Source organism: Azotobacter beijerinckii (assembly GCF_900110885.1).
In the GTDB taxonomy this organism is placed as follows: Bacteria; Pseudomonadota; Gammaproteobacteria; order Pseudomonadales; family Pseudomonadaceae; genus Azotobacter; species Azotobacter beijerinckii.
The window spans coordinates 67,630-84,413 of record NZ_FOFJ01000012.1 but is presented as its reverse complement, the minus strand read 5'-3'; the positions used below and the strand labels follow the sequence as shown (position 1 = coordinate 84,413).

General features: G+C 68.8%; 16 protein-coding genes. 5 read left to right on the top strand and 11 right to left on the bottom strand.

What is annotated here, in order from left to right; translation table 11 throughout:
- Nucleotides 1-28: 28 nt before the first annotated feature.
- The 4 genes from pheA to mtnA form a co-directional block, all read right to left on the bottom strand.
- On the bottom strand, nucleotides 29-1,126 hold the full coding sequence (gene pheA / locus BMY22_RS08650) for a prephenate dehydratase (protein ID WP_090621204.1): 1,098 nt from the start codon (nucleotides 1,124-1,126) through the stop codon (nucleotides 29-31).
- Nucleotides 1,126-2,211: a 3-phosphoserine/phosphohydroxythreonine transaminase gene (gene serC, locus BMY22_RS08645; protein WP_090621202.1), complete on the bottom strand. Its 1,086-nt coding sequence runs from the start codon at nucleotides 2,209-2,211 to the stop codon at nucleotides 1,126-1,128. Before serC ends, pheA begins: the two co-directional genes overlap by 1 nt.
- Before the next feature lie 85 nt (nucleotides 2,212-2,296).
- A complete protein-coding gene (gyrA, locus tag BMY22_RS08640) occupies nucleotides 2,297-5,035 on the bottom strand; it encodes a DNA gyrase subunit A (protein WP_090621200.1) in 2,739 nt (912 codons plus the stop codon).
- Between the two features lie 139 nt (nucleotides 5,036-5,174).
- On the bottom strand, nucleotides 5,175-6,251 hold the full coding sequence (gene mtnA, locus BMY22_RS08635; protein ID WP_090621199.1) for an S-methyl-5-thioribose-1-phosphate isomerase: 1,077 nt from the start codon (nucleotides 6,249-6,251) through the stop codon (nucleotides 5,175-5,177).
- A 112-nt stretch (nucleotides 6,252-6,363) separates the two neighbouring features.
- Here mtnA and BMY22_RS08630 point away from each other — a divergent pair, with 112 nt between their 5' ends.
- The 4 genes from BMY22_RS08630 (at nucleotide 6,364) to BMY22_RS08615 (ending at nucleotide 10,047) form a co-directional block, all read left to right on the top strand.
- Complete coding sequence (locus tag BMY22_RS08630; protein WP_090621197.1) at nucleotides 6,364-7,701, top strand: TRZ/ATZ family hydrolase; 1,338 nt, start codon at nucleotides 6,364-6,366, stop codon at nucleotides 7,699-7,701.
- Nucleotides 7,702-7,807: 106 nt separating this feature from the next.
- Nucleotides 7,808-8,506 carry a bifunctional 2-polyprenyl-6-hydroxyphenol methylase/3-demethylubiquinol 3-O-methyltransferase UbiG gene (gene ubiG / locus BMY22_RS08625; RefSeq protein WP_090621195.1) on the top strand — a complete coding sequence of 233 codons (699 nt, stop codon included), beginning with the start codon at nucleotides 7,808-7,810 and terminating at the stop codon, nucleotides 8,504-8,506.
- 7 nt (nucleotides 8,507-8,513) lie between these two features.
- The gene (mupP, locus tag BMY22_RS08620) at nucleotides 8,514-9,185 is read left to right on the top strand and encodes an N-acetylmuramic acid 6-phosphate phosphatase MupP (RefSeq protein ID WP_090621193.1); all 672 of its coding nucleotides are present in this window, start codon (nucleotides 8,514-8,516) and stop codon (nucleotides 9,183-9,185) included.
- A 103-nt stretch (nucleotides 9,186-9,288) separates the two neighbouring features.
- A complete protein-coding gene (locus BMY22_RS08615; protein WP_090621191.1) occupies nucleotides 9,289-10,047 on the top strand; it encodes a YciK family oxidoreductase in 759 nt (252 codons plus the stop codon).
- Nucleotides 10,048-10,080: 33 nt separating this feature from the next.
- Here the strand turns inward: BMY22_RS08615 and rluB are convergent, their stop codons facing one another.
- From rluB to pgl, 3 genes are all read right to left on the bottom strand, one after another.
- On the bottom strand, nucleotides 10,081-11,388 hold the full coding sequence (gene rluB / locus BMY22_RS08610; protein WP_090621189.1) for a 23S rRNA pseudouridine(2605) synthase RluB: 1,308 nt from the start codon (nucleotides 11,386-11,388) through the stop codon (nucleotides 10,081-10,083).
- Nucleotides 11,389-11,474: 86 nt separating this feature from the next.
- Nucleotides 11,475-12,113, bottom strand: coding sequence for a bifunctional 4-hydroxy-2-oxoglutarate aldolase/2-dehydro-3-deoxy-phosphogluconate aldolase (locus tag BMY22_RS08605; protein ID WP_090621245.1), 639 nt, complete (start codon nucleotides 12,111-12,113; stop codon nucleotides 11,475-11,477).
- A gap of 29 nt (nucleotides 12,114-12,142) precedes the next feature.
- Nucleotides 12,143-12,859 carry a 6-phosphogluconolactonase gene (gene pgl / locus BMY22_RS08600; RefSeq protein ID WP_090621187.1) on the bottom strand — a complete coding sequence of 239 codons (717 nt, stop codon included), beginning with the start codon at nucleotides 12,857-12,859 and terminating at the stop codon, nucleotides 12,143-12,145.
- Between the two features lie 176 nt (nucleotides 12,860-13,035).
- On the opposite strand from pgl, the gene BMY22_RS08595 reads away from it, so the two are divergent.
- A complete protein-coding gene (locus BMY22_RS08595; RefSeq protein WP_090621185.1) occupies nucleotides 13,036-13,902 on the top strand; it encodes a MurR/RpiR family transcriptional regulator in 867 nt (288 codons plus the stop codon).
- 19 nt (nucleotides 13,903-13,921) lie between these two features.
- Here BMY22_RS08595 and BMY22_RS08590 read toward each other — a convergent pair whose 3' ends face one another.
- The 4 genes from BMY22_RS08590 to BMY22_RS08575 all read right to left on the bottom strand — a co-directional run bounded on the left by BMY22_RS08590 (nucleotide 13,922) and on the right by BMY22_RS08575 (nucleotide 16,783).
- Nucleotides 13,922-14,890 carry a glucokinase gene (locus BMY22_RS08590; protein ID WP_090621183.1) on the bottom strand — a complete coding sequence of 323 codons (969 nt, stop codon included), beginning with the start codon at nucleotides 14,888-14,890 and terminating at the stop codon, nucleotides 13,922-13,924.
- A complete protein-coding gene (locus BMY22_RS08585; RefSeq protein ID WP_090621181.1) occupies nucleotides 14,887-15,072 on the bottom strand; it encodes a hypothetical protein in 186 nt (61 codons plus the stop codon). Before BMY22_RS08585 ends, BMY22_RS08590 begins: the two co-directional genes overlap by 4 nt.
- A gap of 86 nt (nucleotides 15,073-15,158) precedes the next feature.
- Nucleotides 15,159-15,905 carry an SMC-Scp complex subunit ScpB gene (gene scpB / locus BMY22_RS08580; protein WP_090621179.1) on the bottom strand — a complete coding sequence of 249 codons (747 nt, stop codon included), beginning with the start codon at nucleotides 15,903-15,905 and terminating at the stop codon, nucleotides 15,159-15,161.
- Complete coding sequence (locus BMY22_RS08575; RefSeq protein WP_425265966.1) at nucleotides 15,902-16,783, bottom strand: segregation and condensation protein A; 882 nt, start codon at nucleotides 16,781-16,783, stop codon at nucleotides 15,902-15,904. The genes scpB and BMY22_RS08575 overlap by 4 nt, the downstream gene beginning before the upstream one ends.
- Nucleotide 16,784 lies beyond the last annotated feature (1 nt).

Here is a 16,784-nt window from a genome sequence, read left to right as displayed (position 1 = left end):
TACGGCTGGTCGCTTGCGGCTGCAGCAGTCACAGTACTGCCTTGGGATAGGAGCCGAGCACCTTGAGCGCCACGGCCTCCTGGCTGAGCCGCTCCAGCACGCTCTTGACCAGCGGATCGTGGCGGTGACCCACGAAATCGATGAAGAACACGTAGGTCCACTTGCCGCTGCGCGAGGGGCGGGTCTCGATGCGGGTCAGGTCGATGCCGCTCTCGTGGAAGGGCACCAGAAGCTCGTGCAGCGCACCGGGCTTGTTGCTCATCGACACGATGATCGAGGTCTTGTCGTCGCCGGTCGGCGGCACTTCTTGGTTGCCGATGATGAGAAAGCGCGTGGAGTTGTCCGGGCGATCCTCGATCTTCTCGGCCAGCTTGGTCAAGCCGTAGAGCTGGGCAGCCATGTCACCGGCAATGGCCGCGCTGTTCCATTCGCTCCGGACCCGCCGGGCCGCGTCGGCATTGCTCGACACCGCCACGCGCTCGACGCTCGGGTAGTGCGCGTCCAGCCACTTGCGGCACTGGGCCAGGGACTGGGCGTGAGAGTAGATGCGGGTGATGCCGTCGGTCTTGGTGTTCTCGCCCACCAGCAGGTGATGGTGAATGCGCAGCTCCACCTCGCCGCAGATCACCAGATCGTGTTCGAGGAAGCTGTCCAGGGTGTGGTTGACCGCTCCCTCGGTGGAGTTCTCCACCGGCACCACGCCGAAATTGACCGCCCCGGCGACCACCTCGCGGAACACCTCGTCGATCGCCGCCATCGGCGTGCTGATCACCGCTTGGCCGAAGTGCTTGAGCGCAGCGGCCTGGGTGAAAGTACCTTCCGGGCCGAGGTAGGCGACCTTGAGTGGATGCTCCAGGGCCAGGCAGGACGACATGATCTCGCGGAACAGCCGAGCGACTTCCTCGTTGCCCAGCGGCCCCTGGTTGATCTCCATGATATGCCTGAGCACCCAGGCCTCGCGCTCGGGCCGGTAGAACACCGGCGTCTCGCCGGGCTTGAGCGCCGCCAGCTTCACCCGCGCCACCTCCTCGGCGCAGCGCGCACGCTCGCTGATCAGCTCGAGAATCTTCTCGTCGAGGCTGTCGATGCGCACGCGCAGGGCCTTGAGCCGATCCTGATCGCTCATCAGCCGTGCTCCTTCTCGAATTCGGCCATGTAGGCCACCAGAGCCTCGACCGCGTCCAGGCCGAGCGCGTTGTAGATCGAGGCGCGCATGCCGCCGACCGAACGGTGCCCCTTGAGGTTGAGCAGGCCACGCGCCTCGGCGCCGGCGAGGAAGGGCTTGTCCAGCTTCTCGTCGGCCAGACGGAACGGCACATTCATCCAGGAGCGGGCGTTGGCGGAGATCGGGTTGGCGTAGAAATCGCTGGCATCGATGGCGCGGTAGAGCAGTTCCTTCTTGGCGTGGTTGCGCTGCGCCATGGCCTCGACGCCACCCTGCTCCTTCAGCCACTCGAAGACCAGGCCCGACAGGTACCAGGAGAAGGTCGCCGGGGTGTTGTACATCGAGCCGTTGTCGGCGGCGACCTTGTAGTCGAGCATGGTCGGGCAGGCGCTGCGGGCGCGGCCGAGCAGGTCTTCGCGGACGATGACGACGACCAGCCCCGACGGGCCGATGTTCTTCTGCGCGCCGGCGTAGATCAGGCCGAACCGCGACACGTCGATCGGACGGGACAGGATGTCCGAGGACATGTCCACCACCAGCGGCACGTCGCCGAGCTCCGGCACCCAGTCGAACTGCAGGCCGCCGATGGTCTCGTTGCTGGCGTAGTGCAGGTAGGCGGCATTCTTCGACAGCTGCCACTCGTTCTGCCCGGGGATGGCGAAGTAGTCGTAGGCCTTGGCGCTGGCGGCGAGGTTGACGTTGCCGAAGCGGCGGGCTTCCTCGATGGCCTTGCGCGACCAGATGCCGGTGTCGACGTAGTCGGCGACGCCGCCCTCGGGCAGCAGGTTCAGCGGAATCTCGGCAAACTGCTGGCTGGCGCCGCCCTGCAGGAAGAGCACCTTGTAGTTCGAGGGAATCGCCAGCAGATCGCGCAGGTCCTGCTCGGCCTTCTCGGCGATGGCCACGTACTCGTCGCTGCGATGGCTCATCTCCATCACCGACAGGCCCCTGCCGTGCCAGTCGAGGAGTTCCGCCTGGGCGCGGAGCAGGACAGCTTCGGGAAGCGCGGCCGGGCCGGCGCAGAAGTTATAGGCGCGTTTGCTCACGTCGTTTTCTCTCAAGCACTACAGGTTTGTTGATCGTTCCCACGCTCTGTACGAAAGCGCAGCTCTCGAGGGCTCCCGCCCCGACTCAATCCTCGCCGTCGTTCGCCGGCGTCTCGGCTTCCACCGCCGGCCCGTCGAGCGGCGCATCGCCCTCTTCCGGCCCGTCCTCGCCGGAAGGCTCCTGAACACGCTCCAGGCCCACCAGCTGCTCGCCATTGGCCAGCTTGATCAGAGTCACTCCCTGGGTGTTGCGCGACAGCGAGGACACCTCGTCGACCCGCGTGCGCACCAGGGTACCCTGGTCGGAAATCAGCATGATTTCCTCGCCGTCCTGCACCTGGATGGCGCCGACCAGCTTGCCGTTGCGCTCGTTGCTGACCATGGCGATCACGCCCTGGCCGCCACGGCCCCGGCGCGGATAGTCGTCGAGCGGCGTGCGCTTGCCGTAGCCGCGCTCGGAGGCGGTGAGAATCTGCGCACCCGGCTCGGGGATCAGCATGGAAATCAGGTGCTGACCTTCCGGCAGGCGCATGCCGCGCACGCCGCGGGCGGTACGGCCCATGGTGCGCACATCACGCTCCTTGAAGCGGATGACCTTGCCGCCGTCGGAGAACAGCATCACCTCGCGGGCACCGTCGGTCACCGCGGCGGCGATCAGGGTGTCGCCCTCTTCCAGCTTCAGAGCGATCAGCCCGGCGCTGCGCGGCTTGCTGAACTGCACCAGCGGGGTCTTCTTCACGGTGCCGAAGGCGGTGGCCATGAAAATGTAGGCGCCGCTCGGCTCGTCCTGCTCGGCGCCGTCGGCGCCCTCGGCATCCACGTCCTCGACCACTTCGCCTTCGATCACCTGATCATCGGCTTCGTCCAGCTCCTCGTCGGCACCGGCGCTCTGCTGCAGCGCCTCGAGGTCGACCTGCAGCATCGCGGTGATGCACTCGCCCTCGTCCAGGGGCAGCAGATTGACCAACGGCCGGCCGCGCGCGGTACGCGAGGCCTCGGGAATCTCGAAGGTGCGCAACCAGTAGACCTTGCCCTTGCTGGAGAACAGCAGCAGGGTGGCATGGCTGTTGGCGACCAGCAGGTGCTCGATGTAGTCCTCGTCCTTCACCCCGGTGGCCGACTTGCCCCTACCGCCGCGGCGCTGCGCCTGATAGGCAGCCAGCGGCTGGCTCTTCGCATAGCCGCCGTGGGAAATGGTCACCACCCGCTCTTCCTCGGTGATCAGGTCGGCAATGGTCAGGTCGACCTGGGAGGCGACGATCTCGGTGCGGCGCACGTCGCCGAACTCGCTCCGGACCTTCCCCAGCTCCTCGCGGATGACTTCCATCAGGCGCTCGGGACTGGTCAGGATGCGGATCAGCTCGCCGATCTGAGCGAGGATCTCCTGGTACTCGGCGAGCAGCTTCTCGTGCTCCAGGCCGGTAAGGCGGTGCAGGCGCAGCTCGAGGATGGCCTGGGCCTGCTCCGGCGACAGGTAGTACTTGCCGTCGCGCAGGCCGTACTGCGGATCGAGGTCCTCCGGACGGCAGGCGTCGGCGCCGGCACGCTCGACCATCGCCTCCACCGCGCTGGATTCCCAGCCGGTGGCGACCAGGCGCTCCTTGGCCTCGGCCGGGGTCGGCGAACGCTTGATCAGCTCGATCACCGGGTCGATGTTGGACAGGGCGACCGCCTGCCCCTCGAGGATATGGCCACGCTCGCGGGCCTTGCGCAGCTCGTAGACGGTGCGCCGGGTCACCACCTCGCGGCGGTGGCGGACGAATACCTCGAGCATGTCCTTGAGGTTCAGGGTCCGCGGCTGGCCGTCGACCAGCGCCACCACGTTGATGCCGAACACGCTCTGCAGCTGGGTCTGGGCGTAGAGGTTGTTGAGGATCACCTCCGGCACCTCGCCGCGGCGCAGCTCGATGACCACGCGCATGCCGTCCTTGTCGGACTCGTCGCGCAGCTCGGTGATGCCTTCGATCTTCTTCTCTTTCACCAGCTCGGCGATCTTCTCGATCAGCCGCGCCTTGTTCAGCTGGTAGGGCAGCTCGGTGACCACGATCTGCTGGCGACCGCCGACCTTGTCGATGTCCTCGATCTCGGCGCGGGCGCGGATGTAGATACGCCCTCGGCCGGTGCGATAGGCCTCGATGATCCCGGCGCGGCCGTTGATGATCCCCGCGGTGGGAAAGTCCGGACCGGGGATGTACTGCATCAGCTCGTCGATGGTCAGTTCGGGGTTATCGATCAGCGCCAGGCAGCCGTCGATCACCTCGGAGAGGTTGTGCGGCGGGATGTTGGTGGCCATGCCCACGGCGATGCCGCTGGAGCCGTTGACCAGCAGGTTGGGGATCTTGGTCGGCATGACCGCCGGGATCTGCTCGGTGCCGTCGTAGTTGGGCACCCAGTCGACGGTCTCCTTGTCCAGGTCGGCGAGCAGTTCGTGGGCCAGCTTGGCCATGCGCACTTCGGTGTAGCGCATGGCCGCGGCATTGTCGCCGTCCACCGAACCGAAGTTGCCCTGGCCGTCGACCAGCAGGTAGCGCAGGGAGAACGGCTGGGCCATGCGCACGATGGTGTCGTACACCGCGGTGTCGCCGTGTGGGTGATACTTACCGATGACGTCGCCGACCACCCGGGCGGATTTCTTGTACGGCTTGTTCCAGTCGTTGCCCAGCTCGCTCATCGCGAACAGCACGCGTCGGTGCACCGGCTTGAGGCCGTCGCGCGCATCCGGCAGGGCGCGCCCGACGATCACGCTCATCGCATAGTCGAGGTACGACTGCTTCAGCTCGTCTTCGATATTGACCGGGAGGATTTCTTTGGCCAGTTCGCCCATGGAAGCCGGGTTCCTTTTACGTCAGCAATGTCCTGCATTTAAGCGTGGGATGGTAACACAGGGGAGCTGCCACGAGCTGCACGCCATGCGCGGCACGCGGAAGCAGGGGCGCGCGCCAGAGCGCCGCCCCCGCCGTGCTTCAATGCAACCGCTTGCGACTCATCAGCTCGGCCATCTTGGCCGCGTTCGGTCGCTCGACCACGCCGCGCTCGGTGACGATGGCATCGATCAGATCGGCCGGCGTGACGTCGAACACCGGGTTGACCGCCTCCACCGAGGCCGCCACGCGCTTGCCGCCGATCTCCAGCAATTCGCGCCCGTCGCGCTCCTCGATGGGGATCTCCTCGCCGCTCTGCAGCGACATGTCGATGGTCGAACTGGGGGCCACCACCATGAAACGCACGCCGTGGTGCATGGCCACCACCGCCAGCTGGTAAGTGCCGATCTTGTTGGCCACGTCACCGTCGGCGGTGATCCGGTCGGCGCCGACGATCACCCAGCTGACGCCCTTGGTCTTCATCAGGTGGGCGGCCGCACCATCCACGTTCAGGCTCACCGGCACGCCCTCCTCGACCAATTCCCAGGCGGTCAGGCGCGCACCCTGCAGCCAGGGGCGGGTCTCGTCGGCATAGACCCGCTCGACCAGCCCCTCCAGCCAGGCAGCACGGATCACCCCGAGGGCGGTGCCGAAACCGCCGGTGGCCAACGCCCCCGCATTGCAGTGGGTCAGCAGCGCCTGGGGGTTGCCGCTGTGCTTGCGGATCAGCTCGACGCCGAGCTGGGCCATGGTCAGGTTGGCCTCGCGATCGCTTTCGTGGATGCCCACCGCCTCGGCCTCCAGCGCCGCCAACACGCCCTCGCCCTCCTTCAGCCGCGCCAGGCGCTCGCGCATGCGATCCAGCGCCCAGAACAGGTTGACCGCGGTCGGCCGCGACCCGGCCAGCGCCCGGAAATCCTCCTCCAGCGCCGCACGCCAGTCGCCGCCGGCCGCCAGCCGCTGGCGGGCGCCCAGCACCACGCCGTAGGCGGCGCTGATACCGATCGCCGGCGCGCCGCGCACCACCATGTCGCGGATCGCCCCGGCCACCTCGACCGCGGAATCGTAGGCGCGCCAGGTTTCCTCCAGCGGCAGCAGGCGCTGGTCGAGCAGATGCAAAGTGCCATCCCGCCATTCGATGGCCTTGATTTTCTCCGCAGCCAGCAGTCGCTCGCGCATGGAATACCTCGCAGTCCAGAAAACGAAAAAGGGGCGGATTATAACGAGCGGGCAAAAACGGCGCTCGGCTATACTACTGCGCCCTTTTCCAGCAACCGACAAGGACCCTGACATGTCTGACGCCACCGCTCCGCTCGATCTGCTGCTCCTGCCGACCTGGCTGGTGCCGGTCGAGCCCGCCGGCGTCGTGTTGCACGATCACGCACTGGGCATCCGCGACGGCCGCATCGCCCTGCTTGCCCCCCGCGAGACCGCGCTGCGCCACGCCGCCCGGGAAATCCGCGAACTGCCCGGCATGCTCCTCGCCCCCAGTTTGGTGAACGCCCACGGCCACGCGGCGATGACCCTGTTCCGCGGCCTGGCCGATGACCTGCCGCTGATGACCTGGCTGGAAAAACACATCTGGCCGGCCGAGGCCCGCTGGGTGAACGAGGAATTCGTCCGCGACGGCACCGAACTGGCCATCGCCGAGCAGCTCAAGGGCGGCATCGGCTGCTTCTCCGATATGTACTTCCACCCGCACATCGCCAGCGACCCCATCCATCAGAGCGGCATCCGCGCCCAGCTGTGCATCCCGGTGCTGGACTTTCCCACCCCCGGCGCCCGCGACGCCGACGAGGCGCTGCGCAAGGGGGTCGAGCTGTTCGACGACCTCCGCCATCACCCGCGGATCCGCGTCGCCTTCGGCCCCCACGCCCCCTACTCGGTGAGCGACGAGACGCTGGAGAGCGTCCGCGTGCTCGCCGAGGAACTGGACGCGATGATTCAGATGCATGTGCACGAGACCTCCCACGAGGTCGCCCGGGCCCTCGAGCGCGACGGTGTGCGGCCGCTGGCCCGCCTGGCCCGCCGCGGCCTGCTCGGCCCGCGTTTCCAGGCGGTGCACGTGACCCAGATCGACGACGACGACCTGGCCCTGCTGGTGGAGAGCAACAGCAGCGTGATCCACTGCCCGGAGTCCAACCTCAAACTGGCCAGCGGCTTCTGCCCGGTCGAGCGCCTCTGGCAGGCCGGCGTGAACGTGGCGATCGGCACCGACGGCGCGGCGAGCAACAACGACCTCGATCTGCTCGGCGAGACCCGCACCGCCGCCCTGCTGGCCAAGGCGGTCGCCGGCTCGGCCACCGCCCTGGACGCCCACCGCGCGCTGCGCATGGCCACCCTGAACGGCGCCCGCGCGCTCGGCCTCGATGCCGAAACCGGCTCCCTGGAGCCTGGCAAAGCTGCCGATCTGGTCGCCTTCGACCTCTCCGGACTGGCCCAGCAGCCGATCTACGACCCGGTCTCGCAGCTGATCTATGCCAGCGGCCGGGACTGCGTACGGCACCTCTGGGTCGGCGGCAAGCAGCTGCTCGACGACGGCCGCCTGACCCGCCTGGACGAGGAGCGCGTGAAAGACAAGGCCCGCGAATGGGGCCGGCGCATCGGCACCGCGGATGCCCTCCGCTGAGTCCTCCCTGCGACAAATCGACACAAGACATGCAACCCATGCACCCGGCAAAGCTGGCACCATGGACGCCGAGCACTGTTACCGCCCGATAACCACGGAACAACTGATGAGCAACGTCGACCACGCCGAAATCGCCAAATTCGAAGCCCTGGCTCACCGCTGGTGGGATCGCGAGAGCGAGTTCAAGCCGCTGCACGAGATCAATCCGCTGCGGGTCAACTGGATCGAGGAGCACGTCCGGCTGGCCGGCAAAAAGGTGCTCGACGTCGGCTGCGGCGGCGGCATCCTCAGCGAGGCCATGGCCCTGCGCGGGGCGAGCGTGACCGCCATCGACATGGGCGAGGCACCGCTTGCCGTAGCCCGCCTGCACCAGCTAGAGTCCGGCGTCGAGGTGGACTACCGGCAGTGCACCGTCGAGGCGCTGGCGGCGGAGATGCCCGGCCAGTTCGACGTGGTCACCTGCCTGGAAATGCTCGAGCACGTCCCCGACCCGGCCTCGGTAATCCACGCCTGCCACACCCTGGTCAAACCCGGCGGCCAGGTGTTCTTCTCGACCATCAACCGCAACCCCAAGGCCTACCTGCTGGCGATCGTCGGCGCCGAGTATCTGCTCAAGCTGCTGCCGCGCGGCACCCACGACTTCAAAAAATTCATCCGCCCCTCCGAACTGGGTGCCTGGTGCCGCGCCAGCGGCCTGGCGGTCGAGGACATCGTCGGCCTGACCTACAACCCACTGACCCGCCACTACAAGCTGGGCACGGATGTCGACGTCAACTATATGATCCAGACCCTGCGCGAGGAATGAGTTCTCCATGACGCTACGAGCGGTTCTCTTCGACATGGACGGCACCCTGCTCGACACGGCGCCGGACTTCATCGCCATCATCCAGGCCATGCGCGCCGACCGCGGCCTGCCGCCGGCCGACGAGCGTGCCATCCGCCACGTCGTCTCCGGTGGCGCCCGGGCGATGGTCATGACGGCCTTCGCCCTGGAGCCGTCGGCCGCCGACTTCGAGCCGCTGCGCCTGGAGTTCCTCGAACGCTACCAGGAGCACTGCGCGGTGTTCACCCGCCCCTACCCGGGCATGGAGGAGCTGCTCGCCGACATCGAGCGGGCCCGGCTGCTGTGGGGCGTGGTGACCAACAAGCCGCTGCGCTTCGCCGAGCCGATCATGCAACGCCTGGGACTGGCCGAACGCTCGGCCCTGCTGATCTGTCCGGACCACGTGAAGAACAGCAAGCCCGATCCGGAACCCATGATCCTCGCCTGCAGCCGGCTCGGACTGGACCCGGCCAGCGTCCTGTTCGTCGGCGACGACCTGCGCGACATCGAGTCCGGCCGCGCCGCCGGCACCCGCACCGCCGCGGTGCGCTACGGCTACATCCATCCGGACGACAACCCCGGCCACTGGGGCGCCGACGTGGTGGTGGACCACCCGCTTGACCTGCGCGCGGTCCTCGATCGCGCGCTCTGTTCGTGCTGAGCCGCCCGTTCGCGGGACGACGCCTGCCGGCCTCCGTGGCGGATTGCTCCGCCCTGCGCCCCGGCCGCCCTGCGAAGCGTGCAACGCTCCCTAGGAGACTCCCATGTTCCAATACACCGCCCGTCCCGACCTGCTGAAGGACCGCATCATCCTGGTCACCGGCGCCGGGCGCGGCATCGGCGCGGCCGCCGCCAAGACCTTCGCCGCCCACGGCGCCACCGTGCTGCTGCTGGGCAAGACCGAAGAGCACCTCAACCGGGTCTACGACGAGATCGAGTCTGCCGGCCATCCGCAGCCGGTGGTGATTCCCCTCAACCTGGAAACCACCCTGCCGCACCAGTACGACGAGCTGGCAGCGACCATCGAACGCGAATTCGGCCACCTCGACGGCCTGCTCCACAACGCCTCCATCCTCGGTCCGCGCACGCCGCTGGAACAGCTCTCCGGCGACCACTTCATGCGCGTCATGCAGGTCAACGTGAATGCCATGTTCATGCTCACCAGCACCCTGCTGCCACTGCTCAAGCTCTCCGAAGATGCCTCGGTGGTGTTCACCTCGAGCAGCGTCGGCCGCAAGGGCCGTGCCTACTGGGGCGGCTACGCGGTGTCGAAGTTCGCCACCGAGGGTTTGATGCAGGTGCTCGCCGACGAGGTCGAGGGCACCTGCGCGGTGCGCGCCAACAGCGTCAACCCCGGCGGCACCCGCACCGACATGCGTGCCCAGGCCTACCCCGGGGAGAACCCGCTGAGCCGGCCGGGACCGGAAGAGATCATGCCGGTCTACCTGTACCTGATGGGTCCGGACAGCAAGGGCGTGAACGGTCAGGCGTTCGACGCCCAGCAGGCGTCGAACATGCCCTGACCCCTCCGGGAAAGGCCGGCCGGAGGCGCCCCGTCAGGGACGCTTGCGGCCGAACCCCGGACGCTGGCCCTCGCTGGCCGGCGGATTGCGGCGCTTGGCCGGGGCCGGCCGGGGCTTGCGGGCCGGCCGCTCGGCCAGCTCGACGGGCGGACGCTCGCCGGCCGGCTTGCCCGGACGCTTGCGCGCGGACTCGCTGGACGGATGCTCCCCGGTCGGCTTGCCCGGGCGCTGGCGCGCCGGCTCGGTGGACGGGCGCTCCCCCGCCGGCCGGCCCGGACGCTTGCGCGCGGACTCGCTGGAGGGGCGCTCCCCCGCCGGCCGACCCGGACGCTTGCGGGCGGACTCGGCAGGACGCTCGGCGACCGGCGTGCCACGGGCGTGGTCGCGCGGGGCGTTCTCCTCCCGTGGCCGGCGCGGTACATGGCGCTCCTGTGCCTGCGCGCCCTCATGGGCTGGGCGCAGCACCCGCTCGCGGGGCCCGCTGCGATCGACCGGCTTGGCCGACTTGCGCTGCAGGCGCTCGATCTTCTCGCGGAACTTCGGCTTCATTTCCGGCAGCACCACCGGCTCCAGGCCCACCTCGCTACCGAGGACGTCCACCTCCGGCTGGATCATCTCGCGCCAGCGGCCCATGGACAGGTCGGCGGTCATGAACACCGGACCGAAACGCACCCGCTTCAGCCGGCTCACCACCACCCCCTGGGACTCCCACAGGCGGCGCACCTCGCGGTTGCGACCCTCCATCACCACGCAGTGGAACCAGCGGTTGAGGCCTTCGCCGCCAGGGGCCTCCTTGATATCGGTGAAACGTGCCGGACCGTCCTCCAGCATCACCCCGCGCTTGAGGGCCTCGAGCATCTCCTCGGTGACCTCGCCACGCACGCGCACTGCGTACTCGCGGTCCATTTCATAGGACGGATGCATCAGCCGGTTGGCCAGCTCGCCGTCGGTGGTGAACAGCAGCAGCCCGGTGGTGTTGATGTCGAGCCGGCCGATATTGATCCAGCGGCCCTCCTTCAGGCGCGGCAGACGGTCGAACACGGTCGGCCGGCCTTCCGGATCGCTGCGGGTGCAGATCTCGCCCTCGGGCTTGTTGTAGATCAGCACCCGGCGCACCGTTTCGGCGGCCTCCTCGCGCCTGAGCAGGCGCCCGTCGAGGGCGATGGCATCGTTGCGGCCAACCCGCTGGCCGAGGCTGGCGACCACCCCGTTGACCATCACCCGGCCCTCGGCGATCCGCGTCTCGACGTCGCGCCGAGAGCCGAGGCCCATGCGCGCCAGCACCTTCTGCAGCTTTTCGCCCTGGGCGGCAGGCAGGGAATTCTCTTCACGTTCGCTCATCTGGGCACCTCCCGGTGTGTCGGTTCCGCTTGAATGGGGCGCGCATCATACGCGCATCGCCGGTGCGAAGCATCCGCCCCGGCGGCTCACTTCAACAGGGCCAGGGCCTCGGCGGCCAGGCGTTCGATGGTCGCCCAGTCGCCGCGCTCCATGGCCGGCTCGTCGAGCATCCAGGAACCGCCCACGCACATCACGTTGGGCTGTGCCAGGTACTCCCGGAGATTGTCCGGACGGATGCCCCCGGTGGGGCAGAAGCGGATGCCGGGAAAGGGAGCGCCGAACGCCCGCAGCGCCGCCACGCCGCCGCAGACCTCCGCCGGAAACAGCTTGAAGCGCCGGTAGCCGAGGCTGTGGCCGAGCATCAGGTCGGAGGCGCTGCTCGCCCCGGGCAACAGCGGCAGCGGGCTTTCCAGTCCGGCCTCAAGGATTTCGGCGGTGCAGCCGGGGGTGACCACGAACTGCGCCCCGGCGGCTTCGGCTTCGGCCAGCATCTGTGCATCGAGCACGGTGCCGACGCCGACGCACAGCTGCGGCCGCTCCCGGCGCAGAGTACGAATGGCGGTCAGCCCGTGCGCCGAGCGCAGGGTGATCTCCAGCGTGCGCAGGCCGCCGGCGGCCAGGGCATCGGCCAGCGGCAGGATGTGCGCCTCCCGGCGCACGGTGATCACCGGCAGAATCCGCGCCTGAGCGCAGAGGCTGTCGATGCGGGCAATCTTCTCGTCCATGGGGATCAGCATGCGACACTCCTCGGCGCTCAGGGGCACCAGTAGATCTCGAGGGGGGAATGCAGGAGGGCGCGGATCGGCATCTGCCGGGCGTCCTCGCCGCCCAGCGCGGCGCGCAGGGTGTCCAGCTTGGCCTCGCCCTGGATCTGCAGGAGCGGCAGGCGCGCCGAAGCCAGCAGCGGCAGGGTCAGCGTCAGCCGCTGATGGGGCACACTCGGCGCCAGCATCGCCAGGCAACGGCGCGGGCACTCGGGCTCCAGCGCCGCGGCCAGGCTCGGACTGCCGGGAAACAGCGAGGCGGTGTGGCCGTCCTCGCCCATGCCCAGCACCAGCACGTCGATCGGCTGGGGCAGTTCGGCCAGCGCCGCGTCGGCCAGCTGCGCCGCCGCCTCGAGGGACTCGGCCGGCTGGTAGAGACCGAGGAAGCGCGCCGGCGCCGCCCGGCCGCACAACAGATGACGCTGCACCAGGCCGGCATTGCTGTCGGGATGGCCGAGCGGTACCCAGCGCTCGTCGGCCAGGGCGACCGTCACCCGCGCCCAGTCCAGTGCCTGCTCCGCCAGCCGTTCGAAGAAGGCGACCGGACTGCGTCCGCCGGAAACCACGAGGCTCGCCCGGCCATGGGCGTCGATGGCCGCGCGCAAGACCTCCGCCACCTGCTGCGCCATGGCGGCGGCGAGCCGCTCGGCATCGGCCAGGCCATGGGCGACTACGCCCGGCGGCAGTTCAACTGTATAGATAGCCATATGCAAGCTCCCGCTTCGACCCTCTGGATGAGCGCTCGATGTTTCGAATGTGTTTTTCACCAGTTTAGAAAAGAAGGCCCGGTTATCACCCCTGAATTTTCCAGCCGGTGTTGTAATAAAACTACAAGGACCTGTAAAAACCCAGTATCGCCTTCAAAAAAGGACAAGGGAATGCCATGAGAAACTTTCTCGAACAGATCCAGGGTCGCCTTGACGAGCTGAACAAGGCCGAGCGCAAGGTCGCCGAGGTCATTCTGCAGGACCCGCAGCAGGTCATGGGCCTGAGCATCGCCGCCCTGGCCCAGGCGGCCGGCGTCAGCGAGCCGACCGTCAACCGCTTCTGCCGCTCCCTCGAGGCCAACGGCTACCCGGCCCTGAAGATCCAGCTGGCGCAAAGCCTGGCCAGTGGCGCCGCCTACGTCAGCCAGGCGGTCGCGGCGAACGACGGTCCCGCCGCCTACACGCGCAAGATCTTCGGCAGCACCATCGCCGCCCTGGACAACACCTGCCAGGAACTCGATCCGCAGAGCATCGACCGGGCCGTCGACCTGCTGATCCAGGCCCGGCAGATCCACTTCTTCGGCCTCGGCGCCTCCGCCTCGGTGGCCCTGGACGCGCAGTACAAGTTCTTCCGCTTCAACCTCGCCGTGACCGCCCAGAGCGACGTGCTGATGCAACGCATGCTCGCCTCGGTGGCGCACACCGGCGAGCTGTTCGTGATCGTCTCCTACACCGGACGCACCCGCGAGCTGATCGAAGTGGCGCGCCTCGCCCGCGGCAACGGCGCCTCGGTGCTCGGCCTGACCGCCGCCGGCTCGCCGCTGGCCAAGGCCTGCACCCACAGCCTGGACATCCCGCTGCAGGAAAACACCGACATCTACATGCCGATGTCCTCGCGGATCATCCAGCTCACCGTGCTCGACGTGCTGGCCGCCGGCGTGACCCTGCGCCGCGGCGCGGACTTCCAGCCGCACCTGCGCAAGATCAAGGAAAGCCTGGCGCAGACCCGCTATCCGAGCGACGACGAAGTGACCGAGGAGTGAGCGGCCGGGGCGCGGCGCCTCAGCCGGACGAGCGCTCCAGCCACGCTTGCAGCGCCAGCCCGGCGCCCAGCAGACCGGGCTGCTCGGCCGTCGCCAGCCACACCGGGATGTCCGCCAGATAGTCGCTCATCACCCCCTTGTCGACGAAGCAGCGGGCGAAGCCGCTGCCCTGCAGGAAGGCGGCGAAATGCGGCAGGATGCCGCCGGCCAGATAGACTCCGCCGCGCGCCCCCAAAGTCAGCGCGTGGTTGCCGGCGACCCGTCCCAGCCAGCCGCAGAACTGCTCGAGCACCGCCGCCGCGCCGGCATCTCCGGACAGCGCCGCGGCGCTCACCGCGGCGGCCGAGTCGAGCCGCGGCGTCTGTCCGTCGAGGAGGCAGCTGGCGCGGTACAGCCGCAGCAGGCCGCTGCCGCTGAGCACGCTTTCCGCGCTCACATGGCCGAGTTCGCGCTGCAGCAGCTGCCACAGGGCCACCTCGCGGGCGGTGACGAGCGGCAGGTCGACATGCCCGCCCTCGCCCGGCAGAACCCGCCAGTGCCCCGCGCCGTCCGGCAGCAGGGCGCTGACGCCGAGCCCGGTACCCGGCCCCAGCACCAACCGGGGACTGCCCGCCTCGGCCCGGCCGGGCCGGACGGTCAGCCGCTCGTGATCGGCCAGGCGGGTCATGCCGAGGGCCATCGCGGCGAAATCGTTGATCACCAGCAACTGGCGCAGGCCCAGTGCATGGGTAAGCGCCAGGCGGCCGAACTGCCAGTGGTTGTTGGTGAGGCGGAACAGGTCGCCCTGCACCGGTCCGGCGCAGGCCAGACAGGCCGTGTCCAGCGCCGCCAGCGGCAGGCCAAGCCCGGCGAGGTAGCTACGGATCGCCTCCTCCGGGCCGGGATAATCGCCCGTGGCGAGTACCCGTAGCGCGTCCGGCCGGCCCTCCCGCCAGAGGGCGAAGCGCACGTGGGTACCGCCGATATCGCCGATCAGGGCCAGCTTCATTCGAGTGCCCCGAGACGCTCGGAGAACATGCCGACGCCCTCCTCCGCCGAGCGGCAGGTCGCCCCGACCCGCTTGCGAATCGGCAAGCGCGCACCACCGGCGGCATGGAAGGACCCCGCGTCGGCGCGGTCGAACAGATCCCGCCCGGCCGGGCGAATGACTTCGAGCACTCGGGGATGCATCGCGGACTCCCAGTGGATTGGTCGATCTCCATTTAGGCCCAGCGGCAGCAAATGGACAAGCGCCCGCCGGCCCTACCGCCAGCCCGTCAGGATTCGTCCGCGGCCCGCTCCCTGCCGGCATCGCCCGGGGCCTCCTCCTCCGGCTCGGGCAGGTCGTCGAAGTCGGTCTTGAGCCCCTGCTCCATCGAATCCAGCTCCGCCAGCAGGCTGCGGAAGCTGACCTGCTCCGCCGGCTCGACGAGGGCCTGCGGACCCGCTGACGGCAGTTCCTCCTCGTCCAAGGTACCTGGGGCGGGCTCCAGACTGCGCAGGACCGCCAGGGGCGGCAGCTCGTCGAGGCTCGTCAGGTTGAAATCGTCGAGGAAGGCACGGGTGGTGGCGAACAGCGCCGGCCGGCCGGGCACCTCGCGGTAGCCGACCACCCGAATCCAGTCGCGCTCCTGTAGAGTCTTGACGATGTTGCTGCTCACCGCCACGCCGCGGACCTCCTCGATCTCGCCGCGGCTGATCGGCTGGCGGTAGGCGATCAGCGCCAGGGTTTCCAGCAGGGCCCGCGAATAGCGCTGCGGGCGCTCCTCCCAGAGGCGCCCGACCCAGGGCGCGAAGCGCTCGCGCACCTGCAGACGATAGCCGGAGGCCACTTCCTTGAGCTCGAAGGCACGGCCCTGACAGGAGCGCGCGAGAATCGCCAGGGCATCGCGCAGGCGGGCCGGCGGCGGCCGCTCGGCCTCGTCGAACAGCTCGCCGAGGCGCTCCAGCGACAGCGGCCGGCCGGCGGCGAGCAGATAGGCCTCGAGCAGCACGGCCAGTTGGGCCGGATCGTTAAGGTTCATTCCGTCTCTCCCGAAAGCTCGTCCCCGCGCAGGCGCACATGGATGGGTGCGAAGGGTTCGGTCTGCACCAGCTCGACCAGGGACTCCTTGATCAGTTCGAGTACCGCCATGAAGGTCACCACCACCCCCAGGCGTCCCTCCTCGCCCCGGAACAGCTGCACGAAGGGCACGAAGCCGCCGTCGCGCAGACGCTCCAGCACCTCGCTCATCCGCTCGCGGGTGGACAGTGCCTCGCGGGTGATCTGGTGGCTCTCGAACAGGTCGGCGCGGCGCAGTACCTCGGCCATCGCCAGCAGCAGCTCGTCCAGAGCGACCGTCGGCAGCAGCCGGCGCACCCGCGCCTGGGGCGCCTCCAACTGCGCCGGGTACAGTTCGCGACCGACCCGTGGCAGGTCGTCGAGTTCCTCGGCAGCGCTCCGGAAGCGCTCGTACTCCTGCAGGCGGCGGATCAGCTCGGCACGCGGGTCCTCTTCTTCCGCCTCGGCCTCGGTCGAGCGCGGCAGCAGCATGCGCGACTTGATCTCGGCGAGCATGGCGGCCATCACCAGGTATTCGGCGGCCAGCTCCAGGCGCGCGACCTTCATCAGTTCGACGTAGCCCATGTACTGGCGGGTGATCTCGGCCACCGGAATGTCGAGGATGTCGATGTTCTGCCGGCGGATCAGGTAGAGCAGCAGGTCGAGCGGCCCCTCGAATGCCTCGAGGAACACCTCCAGGGCGTCCGGCGGAATGTACAGGTCCTGCGGCAGCTCGGTCAGCGCCTGCCCGTAGACCAGCGCGAAAGGTGATTCCTGCGCTTCGTCGGGGGGGCTGGCGGGGCTTTCCTCGGGCGGCGGCTCGTCGGCCGGCGAAGCGCCGGCCTGCGCTGGGCGACGCAAG